The organism is Vampirovibrionales bacterium (assembly GCA_016712355.1).
Lineage (GTDB): Bacteria > Cyanobacteriota > Vampirovibrionia > Vampirovibrionales > Vampirovibrionaceae > JADJRF01.
The window spans coordinates 319,840-334,380 of the sequence record JADJRF010000005.1; the positions used below are offsets into that span (position 1 = coordinate 319,840).

A 14,541-nucleotide genomic window follows, 5' to 3' on the forward strand; every position below is an offset into this window, starting at 1 on the left:
CTTGGCACGCTACAGAGAATCGATTCGCAAGCTGGCTCGCAATACCGGCGGTACGCTGGACGGGTATCCCAAGTCGGAAAACCTGCGCCGCGCCTATCCCTCCGGCCAGCACGGCCAGGCGCGTAAAAAGCTCTCCGAATACGCCGTTCAGCTCAAAGAGAAGCAAAAAGTGCGCCGTATTTACGGCATCCTCGAAAAGCCGTTCCGTACGGCTTATAAAAAGGCGGTGCGCAAAAAAGGCGTCACCGGCACCCTGTTGCTGCAAAGCCTCGAATCGCGGCTCGATAACATTTTGTACCGCTCGGGTCTGGCGCAGTCGCGTCCGCAATCGCGTCAGCTGATCTCGCATTGCCATATTCTGGTGAACGGCCGCAAGGTCAACGTGCCGTCCTACCAGATGAAAATCGGCGATATCATCACCGTGCGCGAGCGCAGCAAGGCGTTGTTCCGCTCGTTGCAGGAAGGCCGCTCGCCGGTCACGCCCTCATGGCTGGAAGTTGACGCCGCCGCGCTGGCCGTGCGCTTTGCCGCCGTCCCCATGCGCGAGGAAATCGACCCGACGCTCAATGAGCACCTGATTATTGAATTTTATTCGCGCTAGACGCGCCCCGTTTTATCAGTATTGGTTTTTTTGCGGAGGTCTGTGAGCCACCATGGAGCATCAACTCAATATTAAGTGCGTCAACACGACCACAGATTCGGACGGATCGATTTACGGCAAGTTCGTCATTGAGCCTCTGGAGCGCGGTTATGGCACGACGTTGGGCAACTCGCTGCGCCGCGTGCTGTTGTCGAGCCTGTCGGGCGCGGCTATCACTTCGGTGCGCGTCGAAGGCGTTACCCATGAGTTCACCGCGATTCCGGGCGTCGTCGAAGACGTGCTGGACGTGATGCTCAACCTCAAGGGCGTCGTACTGAAATCTGACAGCCCTGAGCCGCAGTATCTGCGCATCGACGTGGATCGTCCCGGCCCGGTGGTGGCAGGCGATATTGAAGCGCCGGCCGACGTGCGCATCGTCAACCCGGATTGGCATATCTGCACCGTCGCCGACGGCGGCGGCTTTCATGCCGATCTGACCAGTGAAACCGGCAACGGCTACGTGCCCGCCGAGCAGAATCTCGCCGGCAAGAACAAGGCCGTCGATACGCTGATGCTCGATGCGGCCTTTATGCCCGTTCGCCGCGTGGCCTACAACGTGGAAGAAACCCGCGTGGGCCAGCGCACTGATTACGACAAGCTGGTGCTTGAGATCTGGTCAAACGGCAGTCTCGACGTGAGCACCGGTCTGAGTCAGGCCGCCAATATCCTGATTGAGCACTTGCTGCCGGTCGCGTCGCTGTCGGGCATTCCCACCACGCTGGCCCCGCAGACGCGCGAAGACGACAAGCCGCGCGGCGACAGCGAATCGTCTACCAGCATCACCATTGAGGATCTGGAACTGTCGGTGCGCGCCTTCAACTGCCTCAAGCGCGCCAATATCAACAGCATCGCCGAGTTGCTGCAAAAATCCGAAGCCGATCTGCTGGCCATTAAAAACTTCGGCAAAAAGTCGTCCGACGAAGTGATTGAGCGTCTGCGCGCCTTTGGACTGGATCTCAAGCCCAGTCCAGTGGACGTGGAGATGGAGTCGTATCACTAAGCCGCTTTTTTTCCTGTTTGTATTTTATTCACGGTTTCGATTTCACGCTTAAACAAGGATCATCCTCGCCATGAGACACCGCAAACGCGTTCACAAGCTCGGACGTCCCGCCGATCAGCGCCGGGCCATGATGCGGAGTTTGGCCACCAGCCTGCTGACCCACGATCAAATCGTCATCACGATGCCGCGGGCCAAGGCGCTGCGTGAAGTGGCCGACAAGCTCGTGACGCTTGCCAAGCGCGGCGATCTGCACGCGATTCGTCAAGCCGCGCGTCTGATCTTCCCGCAAAAAACGGGCCGGATGATCCCCTCAGGCAACGGCAAAGAAATGCCGGAAACGGTCTTGCGGCGTCTGTTTAAAACCGTTGGCCCTCGCTTTGCCAATCGCCAGGGCGGCTACACGCGCATTATCCCAGCCCCCCCGCGTCGCGGCGACGCAGCGCCGATGGCGGTGATTGAATTCACCGACTAAATCCGCTGGAGCGTATGACGGATGGCGTCGGCTTTGCGGTCGGTATTTTTTCGGCGATTGCGTCTACGAAAAGCGCCCGTCTATGACATGCGTTGCGCATGGATAAGGCGGACGTGACGATTCAGCGCCACGCCTGCTGGCTGGAATACAACGGGACGGCCTATCACGGCAGTCAGTTTCAGCGGCGCGACGCCGACCGGCATCCGACAATTGAAGGCGAACTGCGGCGCGCGTGCGCGGCGCTTCACCTGCCGTTGACAGGGGCCATTACGCTGGCGGGTCGTACGGACGCCGGCGTTCACGCGCTGGGGCAAGTCGCTCACATGAGCGCGCCCGCCGAGGCGGTGTCGAGCATCCGCGATCTGGCAAACGCTCTCAATGCCCACCTGCCAGCAGATATCAGCGTGCGCGAAGTCGCTCTCAACGTCGGGATGGATTTTCATGCGCGCGCGCGGGCCCGGTGGCGCTGGTATCGTTATACGCTGCTCAATCGACGCCAACGATCGGCAACCGCGCCCTTTAACGTCTGTCTGGAGCGCCGCGCGCTGGATGTCGCGCGTATGGACGCCGCCGCGCGCTATCTGGTTGGGACGCACGCATTCGGCAGCTTTCAAGCGCCGGGATCGCTGACGCAAGACGATCAATGCCGCGTGGCGTACGCTGCTGTCTGGCAAAATGAGGATTTAATCAATTTTGATATTGTCGCCGCGCGTTTTCTGTATAAAATGGTGAGGAACCTCATGGGACTGCTTATCGCCATTGGCGGCGCCGGTCCAGAGGACGCCGACCGGTACGCGCCCGATATTCTCCTCGATTTACTCGGCGCGCCCGACCGGACGCGGGCCGCCTCACTGGCTCCCTGCGCCCGCCCGGAAGGCCTTTCCCTGATGGCGGTGTCCTACGCTCCCGATTACGACCTTTTTCCCCACAACCCCCTGGTTCGCCGACTACGCGAAACCTTGATCAAGGAGTCTGTCTCTCCATGAAAACCTTTTCCGCAAAACCCCTGGAAGTCGAGCGCGCCTGGTGGTTAATCGACGCCGACGGTCAGACGCTGGGACGTCTGGCGACTGAAATTGCCCTGATCCTGCGCGGCAAGCGCAAGGCCCAATTCACGCCGAACATCGATACCGGCGATTTTGTCGTCGTCATCAACGCCGACAAGATCCGCGTGACGGGCAAAAAGCCCACGCAGAAATACTATCGCCGCCACAGCGGCTTCCCTGGCGGTTTTCGTCAGGTGCAGTACAAAGACATGTTTGCCGCCCATCCTGAGCGCGTGCTGGAAATCGCGGTGCGCGGCATGCTGCCCCACACCACGCTGGGCCGTCAGCAGTTACGCAAGCTCAATATCTACGCCGGGTCGCAGCATCCGCATGCCGCTCAGCAACCGGTTCCGTATCCGCATCTGGAGGTCGCCCGCTAATGGCAGAACGCAAAGCGCAATATCCGCAAGTCGGCGTCCGGGGCACCGGTCGGCGCAAGGAAGCCGTCGCCCGCGTTCGGGTGAAGCCCGGCAGCGGTCGCGTGCTGATTAATGGTCGTCTGATGGAAGAATACCTCGGGTTCCGCAAGGCCCTGCAGGCGCCCGTCATGCAGCCGCTGGTGGCCGCAGGCGTCGAAAGCCGCTATGACGTGTTGGCCGACGTGTACGGCGGCGGCAAGGCCGGACAGGCGGACGCCGTTCGCATGGGACTGGCCCGCGCCCTGTCGGCCATCAACCCCGATTACGAGACCATTATGCGCAGCGAAGGCTTTATGACCCGCGACGCCCGCAGCAAAGAGCGCAAAAAGTATGGTCTGCACCGCGCGCGCAAGGCCTGCCAATACTCCAAGCGCTAGGATTTTCAGCGGAGAGTTTTTTCAAACGCGCCTGTTTCCATCGGAGTCAGGCGCGTTTTGATGAGTCAGGCCCGTTGCCTGCCATGCGTTCTGTGTCGCTATCTGTATTTATAGAAGGAGAGAGCCGGTGCCGGAAGCCGCCTATCAGAATCTCGACGCGCAATGCGCGGATCGCGTCCTTACCGTGCGCCTGAACCGCCCCCAGGCGCGCAATGCGCTCAGCAACGAACTCATCGGCGAGCTCGCCGCCGCCCTGCGTCAGGCCGATGACGCGCCCGCCGTCGGCTGCATCGTGTTGACGGGCGACGAGGGCTGTTTTTCCGCCGGGGCCGATATTATTGAACTGATGGGCGCCTCCCCGGTGTCGATGATTCAGCGCGCGCCAATCGCCTTGTGGGAGTGCGTCTCGCAGACGCGCAAACCCGTGATTGCGGCTGTTCGGGGCTATGCGCTTGGCGGCGGACTGGAGCTGGCATTGATGTGCGATATCATCATCGCCAGCGACACGGCGCGCTTCGCGTTGCCGGAGATTGCGCTGGGACTGATTCCCGGCGCAGGCGGCATTCAACGTCTGATGCGGGCCGCAGGCAAGGCGCGAGCGATGGAGCTGCTGTTAAGCGGACGGCGCTTCAGCGCGCAAGAAGCGCTGGCGATGGGGCTGGTCAGTCAGCTCTCGCCGGATGCCGAGACGTTGACGAGCGCTCAGGCGCTGGCCCAGGCGATTGCGCATCAGCCGCTGACGGCGGTGATGGCCCTGAAGGCCGCCGCGCGACAGGCCTTTGAAGCCCCGCTCAGCGCTGCGCTGGCCAGCGACCGCGATTTATTCAGCCTGCTCTTTGCCTCAGCCGATGCGCGCGAAGGACTGAACGCGTTTCTGGAACGGCGCGAGCCGGCGTTTCGCCATGCCTGATCGCCAGCTTTCTATCTGAGGGGTTATACGCCTTTCATTAGCGCGTTTCTTCGCGCAGGACCAGGCCGACGATTTCCCCATGAATTTGCGCCACTTGCCGCGCGGCGGCGGCGATTTGCTCTTGACGCGCGCGTTGCTCCACCAATAACAGCAGGCCATCGGTCGCATTGAGCAGAATGCAGGCGTCAGGGCCGCTGAGCAGCGGGGCGGCGTCAAACAGCGCCCAGTCAAAGCGCGATTTCAGCGTTTTGGCCAAGAGGGCCAGCGCCGGCGAATTGAGAAACGCAAACGTGTTTTCCAGCGCCACGCCCGCATTGAGATACAACAAGTCCGGGTGGATGTCCGACGGCGTCAGCGCGCGCTCAATCAGCGGCCAGAGGGTTTCAGGCGAGACGTCGGGATCGCGATGGGCGGCTTCAGCCAGATCGTTGACCAGTTCGCTCAGACCTTGCTCGTAGCAGAGCGCATGGCCCAGCGTCTCGTGCAGGACGGGGTGTTGCAGCCGCGCATCGACCATCACCACGCGTTGTCCGCCTTGCGCCAGACAGTAGGCCACGTTGGCCAGAACCACCGACTGGGCGGACGTCTCTTCAGTCGCGGCCAGTACCAGCGCGTTGCGGCCCGTTTGCTGGCGATCGACTTTGAGATTGAGCGCCAGGCGCTGATATGCTTTAACTGTCGGCTGATGAGACGGCGTGGCCAGCGTTTCCAGCGTATGACGCTGGCGCAGGCGGTCCCAGTAGGCTTGCGACACCCACGGAATGGTCGACAGCGCGCTGGCGCCGGCGGCGTTCTCCAGAGCCCGCGCGTTTAGGCCCCATTGGCGACGACTTTTCACCAGCAGAATCGCCGCACACGACAGCGCGCTGCCCAACAGGGTGACCAGCGCCAGGATATGCAGACGACTCGGGAAAACGGGAAAATCAGGCGTCGCCGGGTCATCGACGCGCTGAATGACGGCGCTCAGGCCCGTAAACTGAATATCCACCTCGGTCAGCTTGGCGTCGAGGCGGGTCAGGATTTCTTCCAGATTGCGTTTTTGCAGCAGCAGCTTGGCGAACTCCAGTTGCGTGCGCGGCAATTGGGCCAGCTCGCTGCGCGATTGTCGTTCCTGCTCAGCAAGAATACCTGCCTTGCTGCTGAGGGCTGAGGCTTCGGCGTCGCGAACCGCCAGCCGGCTGACCAAATCCGCGCGGATGGGGTCGTGGATGGCCATCGGCGTTTTCATACGCGCCCCGCTCAAACCGACGGTGCGAATGCGGGCGTCGCGCGTCTGTTCTTTGAGGACGGCGATTTTCTCGCCCAGGCGGCGCATATCCGGGTTGGTGGGCGAGAAGGTCAGGGCTTGCAGATCGTATTCGTTTTGCGCTTTGTATAACTGGCTTTGCAGGTCGGTCATCAGCGCATCCTGGCCGATGGCAACCGAACGCAGGCCGCTTACCGCATCGAGTTTGAGCTGCGCTTGCAGGCGCGCGGCTTCCGCCCGTTTTTCTCCCAGCGTCGCGGTGACGTCTTTATAACTGCTGTTGAGCGCTTCGAGTTTCTGGACCAGCACGCGGCTGCGCGTTTCGAGATCCACAATGTTATTGGCTTCCTGATACTGGCGAATCTGGGTTTCGAGCGCGTCGAGCTGCGCGCGCGTGGCGTTTCGTTGCGCACTCAGCGTCTGCTTCTGTTGCAGGAGCGGCTCGCGGCTGATATCAAGCGATTCGCGCTCGTAGACCTCAATAAACTTGCGGGCAATCACGGGGGCGTCGTCGCGATAAGGCGACGTGACGCTGATGCGGATGAAATCAGAGGCGGGCGATTGCTTGACGCCCAGCATTTGCGTGAGCTTCTCGGCGTTGGGCAGCGGCCCCCGCAGGCGGATTCCGCCCCGGCGCGCGTCTTCGCGCAGGGCCAGCGAGACTTTGCTTGCCAGCTTGCGGCTTTTCAGCAATTCTTCCTGATTCTTTTCCGGGTTGCTGCGCGGCGAGAATCCCTGAAAAAAGTTGTTGCTATTGCGGTAGTTGGTCAGAATATTGGGAATATCAATGGGATTGAGAATCACCGTCGCTTCGGCTTTGTACTTGTCGTGGTAAGCCAGAAACGCAATCAGAAGCCCCAGCAGCAGGCTGACGCCCACCCCGGCCAGTAGCAGACGGCGATTGCGCGCCAGCAGGGCGCCCAATTGACGCAGGTCAATCTCAAGGGTTTCAGCTTCGATGGTGCGCTCTTCCATTCCCACGCCACTCGTTTTATCGTCCGAAAAGCGATGCGCTTTCTCACACGGATGCAGGCCAGCGGACGTCTCACTCTATTGAAGCGAGTTTCGCCCGTGGCGGGATCGTGCGAACAAATGAAGTCATGGCCCGCCGCCCTCGCCTCGTTCGAGGACGCGCCCGCTAAAAGGCCCGCCAAAAGGTCCAGAGAAGGGGCGGGTGGCAAGCGCCTTTAAACGATGGAGACTACGGGCGATAGGGCCCCATATAGCGCGACAGGACGCGCGAGAGGGCAGTCATGGCCGATGACTGCTCCCAGTCTTCCAGATTCACATTGATTTTGCGGCGCCAATTGGGATGCTGGTCCACCGTGCCGGGCAAGTTGGCCTGCAGGGGCTGAAGAAACACATCTTCCAGTTGCGCCATCATAATATGGCAACGGGTTTTGGCGAGATATTCATGAATGGCCAGCATCAGCGGCTCAGTCATCTTCTCGGGCAGGCGGTCGAGCGAATAGCCCATCAGCTCAGGCGGCAGCAGGCCTTCGCAGGTCAGGGCGTCGAGCAATCCGGCGCGCTCCAGCAGGCGTTCTTTAAGCTGGCGGGCATGAAACTCCTCGCTGGGGAAGAGATCGAGGCGGTACCGGGTGCGGATGTCTTCGCCTTCCCAATACCCGGCAATGGTCGGCAAGTCGTGGGTACTGATGGCGGCCAGCGCCTGCGGGGCGTAATCGGACGGGCTGGTGAAGCGGCCTTCGCCGTGACGCTCAAAAATCAGCAGCTTGTAGGACAGAATCTTCCAGTGGCGCATACGCGCTTCCACCAGCGGCGGGACGGTCCCCAGGTCTTCGCCAATGACGAAGCACTGGTTGCGATGACTCTCCAGCGCCAGAATCCCCAGCAGATCCTCGAACGGATAGCGAACGTAAGCGCCATGGGTGGCGTCCTGGCCTTTGGGGCTCCAGAACAGCCGCATCAGGCCCATGATGTGATCGAGGCGCAGCGCCCCGGCATGACGCATGTTCTGGCGCAGGACGCGAATCCACGGGTAATACGCCACCTCGCGCAGCCGCACGGGATGATAGGGCGGCAGGCCCCAGTTCTGGCCTTTCTGGTTACATTCGTCGGGAGGCGCGCCCACGTCCATGCCCAGCTCATAGAGGTCCTGATCGAGCCAGACTTCCGCGCCGGTGATTTCGTTGCCGACGGCCAGATCCATATAGAGACCGCCGGGCATCTGATGCGTCTGGGCGACCTGTTTAATAGCCGCCAACTGGCAATCGGCCTGCCATTGCAGGTATTGATAATACTGGACGCGCTCGCGATTGGCCGCCGCATACTCGCTGACCGCCGGACTCGACGCGTTCTGATACTCTCGGGGCCAGCGCTGCCACGACCAGAGCATGGGATCTTTTAAGTAGAAATGCTCTTGCAGGGTTTGAAAGACGCAGATTTTTTCCAGGAACGGGCCCTGTTGCGCGCACCAGCTTAAAAATGCCTGGCCGCGCGCGGTTTTCGGCTCAAGATGCCGTTCGCGAAAATGCCGATACAGCCGCTCCATCACCGGGCGCTTGAGTTCTGCGACGGCGGCGTGATCCACCAGCTCGGCCTCGCGCAGCGCACGCAAGCGGGCCTGAAACTCCGGCGCGCGGACCGTCTCCTGCGCAGGCGAACAGTCCTGAAAATCGGCAATGACCTCGACATCGAGATACAGCGTGTTAAAAAACGCGCGACTCGACGGCGAATACGGGCTGATATGCGACGCATGGTGCGGAAACAGCTCGTGCAGCGGATTCACCCCGATGATCGAAGCCCCTTGCGAGCCACACCAGTTCATCAGGGTTTTCAGGTCGGTGAAGTCGCCGATGCCCCAATTGCGCTGCGAGCGCAGGGCGTAGGCTTGCGTGGCGAAACCCCACAGGCGCATCGGCGCAGGGGCGGGGCGCTCGAAGGCGTCGGGCAGGTAACAGGCGTCAGGGGTGACGATAACCGCCATTTCTGAGGACGGCAGACCGCTGCGCTCGACGCTCAGCAAATGATAGCCAGGCTCCAGACGCGCCACCGGCGGGCGCCACTCAAACGCTTCCATCCGCCGACCGTTGGCGTCGCTGTGCCCGGCGTGATACGCCAGATCGCTGGCCATAAAATCGCCGTGATGCGTGCGACCGTCTTCTTCAATGAGTTTCCAGCGCAGGGTTTCGTCGGTGGCATGTTGCGGCAGGCGAATGATAATCGGCGCAGGCCACTGCGCAAGCGGCGTCACCAGCACCGGATCCAGCATCCGGCTCCAGTCGGATTCGCGGCAGGCGGCCAGCGCGGCGCGGATATCGCTTTCAGAATCGGTTTTCACGCCAAACGCGCCAAGAATCGCCTGAAGCGTGGCTTGAGGCGCCTCGTGGGTCTCGCCCCAGATGTTGACGTAAGCGGTTTCCACCCCGTAGCGTTCGGCTAAATCATTCAGGGCCTGACGGGCGGCCGCGGTCAGTTCCGCAGGCGGCGGGGACGAAAGGGTCATGACGCAGGTTTCTCCGGGGCTTGCCTCTCAACGAATCGCGAAGATCCTCACACAATAGCATAAAAGGCGCATGGCGCACGCCCCCACAAGGCCGGGACGCGGGCATGAAGCGTCTACTCACGCCGCGCGCGCTTTACTTAAGGCTCGGCGGGTTTCGGCGGCGGCGGCAGGGTATCCGGCGACGCCGCAGACGAACTGGGCTTGGGCGGCGCAATCACGGGCCGGGGCGGCGCCGGCAGGGCTTCGCCTCGCGGAGAGGGCAGCGGGCGCGGCATGGTTGTTTGCGGAGGGCGTTGCGGCGACGGCTGCGCCGGACGGGTGATAACCGCCTCAGGACGCGATACCGGCGGCAAGACTGAGGACGGCGCAGGCGCGCCCGGCGCAATGGGAGCTCTCAACGCGCTGGCGGCAGCCCCAGAAGCCGTGGGAGGAGCGCTGGGGATCGTCACCGGCGCTTGAATCGTCGCGCGGACCGGCGGCTGCATCGGGCTTCTCTGCACTTGAGACGCAGACTGAGGCGACACCTGCGCAGGCGCCTGCGAGGCCGCGCTTCGCGGCGTTTGGCCGGAGATCGCGGGGCGCACGCGCGAAAACGGCGCCCGAGGGGCATTCACGCCGGAGGCCGGACGCGCAGGCGCAACGACAGCCGTAGACGACGCGCCGGACGTCTGCGGCGGCGATGATGGCCCCGAAGGGGGAGAATCTGCGGCAGGCGGGGCGATTTCGCCCGGCGCAGGCGGCGGCGCGCCGGGCGTTTGCAAGGGAGACGTCAGCCCCCCCTCGGCGGGCATTTTAGAGTCAGGCGTCTTAAAGTCCGGCGGCGGATTCGGGCCGGCGGGCGGAGGCGTCGTCGTAGGCGGAAACGCGCCGACAATGGGCGGTTGGGCCGATGGCGCGCGAATCGGGTCGGGATCCTGCCAGAATTCCACTTTACGAGACCCGCCGCACCCGCTGACGCCCAGCGTCAGGAGCATCGCCAGCGTCAGCGCGCCGCAGGCGGCAGGAGAGATCCACGCCGCAACCGCACGGGCATCGGCAGCGGCAGAAGGGCGGGGCAGGCGAAGAAGGCGTCTCAGTCTCATCAGAGCTGTATCATACCGCCAAGCGGGGGCGTCGGGAAGGCCTGCGACATCTCAGCGCGCAGAAATATCCCCAGACGCGGAAACGGGCGCCACTTGCATCGCGCCCGCTTCCAGAGAGAATTGCAGCCCGAGGGCGATTAGGTCGCCGACGCCGCCTGCCCCTTGAATTTGGCAATCAGCGGTTCGGCAATATTGTTGGGCATCGGCTCGTAGCGCGAGAATTCCATCGTGAACGTGCCGCGACCCTGCGTCTTGCTGCGGATATCGGTGGCGTAGCCAAACATCTCCGACAGCGGGACCATGGCGCGTACTTTCTGGATGCCCGCGCCTTCCAGCGCTTCCATCCCTTCGATACGCCCGCGGCGGCCCGACAGATCGCCGATAACATCACCCAGGAAGTTCTCGGGCACTTCGATTTCGACTTTCATGACCGGTTCAAGCAGTTGCGGCGCGGCCTTGCGGACGCCCTCTTTAAAGGCCATCGATCCGGCGATTTTAAAGGCCGATTCGTTCGAGTCAACATCGTGGTAACTGCCGTCAAACAGCGTGGCCTTGAAGTCGATGACTTCGTAACCGGCGATAACGCCGCCCAACAGCGCCTCTTCGATCCCTTTCTGGACCGCAGGCACGTACTCGCGGGGCACAACGCCGCCGACGATCTTGTTTTCGAAGGAGAACCCGGCGCCTTCGTCCTGCGGCTCAAGGCGAATCCAGACGTGGCCGTACTGACCACGACCGCCGGACTGGCGAATGTACTTGCCTTCGACTTCCACCTGCTTGGTGATGGATTCGCGGTAGGCGACCTGAGGCTTACCGACGTTGGCATCCACCTTAAACTCGCGCAGCAGGCGGTCCACGATGATCTCCAGGTGCAGCTCGCCCATCCCCGCAATGACGGTCTGGCCGGTTTCCTGGTCGACGCGGACGCGGAATGTGGGATCTTCTTCCGCCAGTTTTGCCAGCGAGTTGGAGAGTTTTTCTTGATCCGCCTTGGTTTTGGGCTCTACAGCAACCTCAATAACGGGCTCAGGAATAAAAATCGACTCCAGGATTACCGGCGCGCTTTCCACGCAGAGCGTATCGCCGGTGGTCGTGTCTTTCAAGCCCACAACAGCAAAGATATCGCCCGCATTGACTTCGGGAATCTCAATGCGATCGTTGGCTTCCATTTGCAGCAGACGGCTGACGCGCTCTTTTTTGCCCTTGGTCGCGTTGATGACGTAGCTGCCGCCTTCCATCCGCCCGCTATAGCAGCGGCAAAACGTGAGTCGGCCAACAAAGGGATCAGTTGCAATCTTGAAGGCCAGCGCTGAGAAAGGCTCTTTATCGTCGCTGTGGCGAATCGCCTCGCTGCCGTCAGGATTAACGCCCTTGATGGACGGCACGTCGATGGGAGAGGGCAGGTAATCCACCACGGCGTCGAGCAGCGGCTGAACGCCCTTGTTCTTGAACGCCGTGCCGCAGATGACCGGTACGATTTTGACTTCGCACGTGGCTTTTCGCAGAACCCGCTTGAGGTCTTCCACCGCGATGGTTTCGCCGCCCAGATAGCGCTCCATCAAGTCATCGTCATGCTCGACGATGGCTTCGACCAGCGACTCGTGCGCCTTTTGGGCGCGTTCGAGATACTCGGCGGGGATCTCCGTCGATTCGATTTTCGTGCCGACGTCATCGGCGTACTGGATGGCGTTCATTTCCACGAGATCGATAATGCCCTTGAAGCCGTCTTCCGAGCCAATGGGCAGTTGAATCGGGTGGGCGTTGGCGCGCAGGCGCGAGCGGATTTGATCGACCACGCGCTCGAAATTGGCGCCGACGCGATCCATTTTGTTGACAAAGACGATGCGCGGAACGTTATAGCGCGTCGCCTGGCGCCAAACCGTCTCAGATTGCGACTGAACGCCGCCAACCGCGCAGAAAACAGCGACCACGCCGTCGAGAACGCGCAGCGAGCGCTCGACTTCGATGGTGAAATCCACGTGACCGGGCGTGTCGATGATATTGATCTGGTGTTTGCCCCAGTAGGCCGTGATAGCAGCCGAGGTGATGGTGATGCCGCGCTCGCGCTCCTGCTCCATCCAGTCGGTGACGGCGGTGCCTTCGTGGACTTCGCCGATTTTGTGGACTTTGCCGGTGTAGTAGAGAATCCGCTCAGTGGTCGTCGTCTTACCGGCGTCGATGTGCGCGGCGATGCCAATGTTGCGGTAGCGTTCGATGGGGGTTTTTCTGGCCACGGCGGGGATTCCTTACAAGTTACTTCTAGCGGGGAAAGTGACCCGGGAGGGGTCGCAGTATCATAAAACGGACAAACCCGGCGATAAAGCCGGGTTTCGTCGAAAGCGCCGAATCTTAGAAGCGGTAGTGGGCAAAAGCCTTGTTGGCTTCGGCCATGCGGTGGACTTCATCGCGTTTTTTCATCGTGGCGCTGGTCGACCCGAGATAAGTTTCGAGCAGTTCAGCCGACAGACGCTCGGCCATTGATTTGCCGTTGCGCTTCTTGGCGTATTCGATGAGCCAGCGCGAACCAATGGCCACGCCTTCCTCTTCGCGCACTTCCATCGGCACCTGATAGGTGGATCCGCCGACGCGACGCGCTTTGACCCGCACCAGCGGCTTGGCTTTGCCCAGGGCCTTGCGGAAAATTTCCAGCGGGGCCTCGTTGGCCTTGCCGTCGAGCCGTTCCAGCGCGTCGTAGAAGATACGCTCGGCGACGCTCTTTTTGCCGCGCTGCATCAGGCGGTTAATAAACTTGGCGACCTGGGGATCGGCGTAGACGGCGTCTGGGGCGATCTGGCGGCGTTGGGGGCGATTACGACGAGGCATGCGACTGGAGACTCCTTATTTATTTGCGTTTTTTGCCGGCAGCGGCGGCTTGCGCGGCAGCGCCCTTCTTGGCGCCGTACTTGCTGCGGCCCTGCATCCGGCCTTTGGCGCCGGCAAGATCCAGCGCGCCGCGAATCGTGTGATACCGCACGCCGGGCAGATCCTTAACCCGACCGCCGCGAATGAGAATCACGGAGTGCTCTTGCAGGTTATGGCCAATGCCCGGAATGTAGGTGGAGACTTCATAGCCATTGGTCAGGCGAACGCGGGCGACTTTGCGCAACGCCGAATTCGGTTTTTTAGGCGTCGTGGTATAGACGCGGGTGCAGACGCCGCGTTTCTGCGGGTTGCTTTGCAGGGCGGGCGAAGCGGTTTTGGCGTGAGCCTTCTGGCGGGCTTTTTTCACCAGTTGCGAAATCGTTGGCAAGGGAGGCAGCTCCTACAGGTTGCAGCATCGAGAGACGGGGCGAAGACGGGCCTGCGCCCGAAAGACAGGGCCGGCGCGAAAAACCGGATGCGCCGGGACTGCGCATGAATCCGTTCGATGAACATGGACACCGACTAGCGTCTATGAAAACGCAAAAGCAGCCCGTTCGTCAACGGGGGGCCGCGCGCGGGCGCAAGCGGGCCAGGCGCCCCCCTTGCGACGCGAACGCCGCGACGCTAGCGGGGAGACTTAAAGCGAAAGACGGCGCCGCCGTTCTGCGTGACCGTGTTCTCGCTCTCACACTGGCCGTCTTTAAAGCGCGATTCGCGCACCTCGATGGCGCCGTCTGCGTAGACGGTCTTTCGCCAACCGCCGGCCTCGTCGAAGGACAGCTCTCGACTGGAGGGATAGCCGCGCAGGGCCCCGCCGGTGTTTTTCGAAATCACGGCGCTGGCGAGCGCATCGTTAGGCGTTTGAAAAACTCCCGTATGGCACATGCTCGCATCCATTGACGCAACCCCCTATCAATTCTGCCGCCATTGAGACGTCGTTATGCGACCTGCGGCGGCCCCCCACCAGAGCCCCTTCACAAAAGGGGATCCTATCGGCATTAAAACGACAATCGTCGCT

Annotated in this window: 14 protein-coding genes; 7 read left to right on the plus strand and 7 right to left on the minus strand. The window is 61.8% G+C overall.

Annotated elements, in window-relative coordinates; translation table 11 throughout:
- Nucleotide 1: 1 nt before the first annotated feature.
- The 7 genes from rpsD to IPK79_02930 all read left to right on the plus strand — a co-directional run bounded on the left by rpsD (nucleotide 2) and on the right by IPK79_02930 (nucleotide 4,864).
- Entirely contained in the window at nucleotides 2-601 is a 600-nt protein-coding gene (gene rpsD / locus IPK79_02900) for a 30S ribosomal protein S4 (protein ID MBK8189375.1), read from the plus strand.
- Nucleotides 602-653: 52 nt separating this feature from the next.
- Nucleotides 654-1,640, plus strand: a complete 987-nt coding sequence (locus IPK79_02905) for a DNA-directed RNA polymerase subunit alpha (protein ID MBK8189376.1) — start codon at nucleotides 654-656, stop codon at nucleotides 1,638-1,640.
- Nucleotides 1,641-1,710: 70 nt separating this feature from the next.
- Nucleotides 1,711-2,112 carry a 50S ribosomal protein L17 gene (rplQ, locus tag IPK79_02910; protein ID MBK8189377.1) on the plus strand — a complete coding sequence of 134 codons (402 nt, stop codon included), beginning with the start codon at nucleotides 1,711-1,713 and terminating at the stop codon, nucleotides 2,110-2,112.
- A gap of 98 nt (nucleotides 2,113-2,210) precedes the next feature.
- Nucleotides 2,211-3,098 (plus strand): tRNA pseudouridine(38-40) synthase TruA, encoded by an 888-nt coding sequence (truA, locus tag IPK79_02915; protein MBK8189378.1) that lies wholly within the window; start codon nucleotides 2,211-2,213, stop codon nucleotides 3,096-3,098.
- Nucleotides 3,095-3,538 carry a 50S ribosomal protein L13 gene (gene rplM / locus IPK79_02920; GenBank protein MBK8189379.1) on the plus strand — a complete coding sequence of 148 codons (444 nt, stop codon included), beginning with the start codon at nucleotides 3,095-3,097 and terminating at the stop codon, nucleotides 3,536-3,538. Before truA ends, rplM begins: the two co-directional genes overlap by 4 nt.
- Nucleotides 3,538-3,954, plus strand: a complete 417-nt coding sequence (gene rpsI / locus IPK79_02925; protein ID MBK8189380.1) for a 30S ribosomal protein S9 — start codon at nucleotides 3,538-3,540, stop codon at nucleotides 3,952-3,954. The genes rplM and rpsI overlap by 1 nt, the downstream gene beginning before the upstream one ends.
- Nucleotides 3,955-4,081: 127 nt before the next feature.
- A complete protein-coding gene (locus tag IPK79_02930) occupies nucleotides 4,082-4,864 on the plus strand; it encodes an enoyl-CoA hydratase/isomerase family protein (GenBank protein MBK8189381.1) in 783 nt (260 codons plus the stop codon).
- A 37-nt stretch (nucleotides 4,865-4,901) separates the two neighbouring features.
- Here IPK79_02930 and IPK79_02935 read toward each other — a convergent pair whose 3' ends face one another.
- The 7 genes from IPK79_02935 to IPK79_02965 form a co-directional block, all read right to left on the minus strand.
- Nucleotides 4,902-7,085 (minus strand): hypothetical protein, encoded by a 2,184-nt coding sequence (locus tag IPK79_02935; protein MBK8189382.1) that lies wholly within the window; start codon nucleotides 7,083-7,085, stop codon nucleotides 4,902-4,904.
- A gap of 226 nt (nucleotides 7,086-7,311) precedes the next feature.
- Entirely contained in the window at nucleotides 7,312-9,579 is a 2,268-nt protein-coding gene (gene malQ / locus IPK79_02940) for a 4-alpha-glucanotransferase (protein ID MBK8189383.1), read from the minus strand.
- Nucleotides 9,580-9,716: 137 nt separating this feature from the next.
- Complete coding sequence (locus IPK79_02945) at nucleotides 9,717-10,661, minus strand: hypothetical protein (GenBank protein ID MBK8189384.1); 945 nt, start codon at nucleotides 10,659-10,661, stop codon at nucleotides 9,717-9,719.
- A gap of 137 nt (nucleotides 10,662-10,798) precedes the next feature.
- A complete protein-coding gene (gene fusA, locus IPK79_02950) occupies nucleotides 10,799-12,895 on the minus strand; it encodes an elongation factor G (GenBank protein ID MBK8189385.1) in 2,097 nt (698 codons plus the stop codon).
- Nucleotides 12,896-13,010: 115 nt separating this feature from the next.
- A complete protein-coding gene (gene rpsG, locus IPK79_02955) occupies nucleotides 13,011-13,484 on the minus strand; it encodes a 30S ribosomal protein S7 (protein MBK8189386.1) in 474 nt (157 codons plus the stop codon).
- A 19-nt stretch (nucleotides 13,485-13,503) separates the two neighbouring features.
- Complete coding sequence (locus IPK79_02960; protein ID MBK8189387.1) at nucleotides 13,504-13,911, minus strand: 30S ribosomal protein S12; 408 nt, start codon at nucleotides 13,909-13,911, stop codon at nucleotides 13,504-13,506.
- A 236-nt stretch (nucleotides 13,912-14,147) separates the two neighbouring features.
- Nucleotides 14,148-14,420, minus strand: coding sequence for a hypothetical protein (locus IPK79_02965; protein MBK8189388.1), 273 nt, complete (start codon nucleotides 14,418-14,420; stop codon nucleotides 14,148-14,150).
- Nucleotides 14,421-14,541 lie beyond the last annotated feature (121 nt).

Bases quoted from the DNA above. Each gene is read 5' to 3' on its own strand.
- IPK79_02905 (MBK8189376.1), top strand. From the start codon at position 654: ATGGAGCATCAACTCAATATTAAGTGCGTCAACACGACCACAGATTCG.
- rplQ (MBK8189377.1), top strand. From the start codon at position 1,711: ATGAGACACCGCAAACGCGTTCACAAGCTCGGACGTCCCGCCGATCAG.
- truA (MBK8189378.1), top strand. From the start codon at position 2,211: ATGGATAAGGCGGACGTGACGATTCAGCGCCACGCCTGCTGGCTGGAA.
- rplM (MBK8189379.1), top strand. From the start codon at position 3,095: ATGAAAACCTTTTCCGCAAAACCCCTGGAAGTCGAGCGCGCCTGGTGG.
- rpsI (MBK8189380.1), top strand. From the start codon at position 3,538: ATGGCAGAACGCAAAGCGCAATATCCGCAAGTCGGCGTCCGGGGCACC.
- IPK79_02935 (MBK8189382.1), bottom strand. From the start codon at position 7,085: ATGGAAGAGCGCACCATCGAAGCTGAAACCCTTGAGATTGACCTGCGT.
- malQ (MBK8189383.1), bottom strand. From the start codon at position 9,579: ATGACCCTTTCGTCCCCGCCGCCTGCGGAACTGACCGCGGCCGCCCGT.
- IPK79_02945 (MBK8189384.1), bottom strand. From the start codon at position 10,661: ATGAGACTGAGACGCCTTCTTCGCCTGCCCCGCCCTTCTGCCGCTGCC.
- rpsG (MBK8189386.1), bottom strand. From the start codon at position 13,484: ATGCCTCGTCGTAATCGCCCCCAACGCCGCCAGATCGCCCCAGACGCC.
- IPK79_02965 (MBK8189388.1), bottom strand. From the start codon at position 14,420: ATGGATGCGAGCATGTGCCATACGGGAGTTTTTCAAACGCCTAACGAT.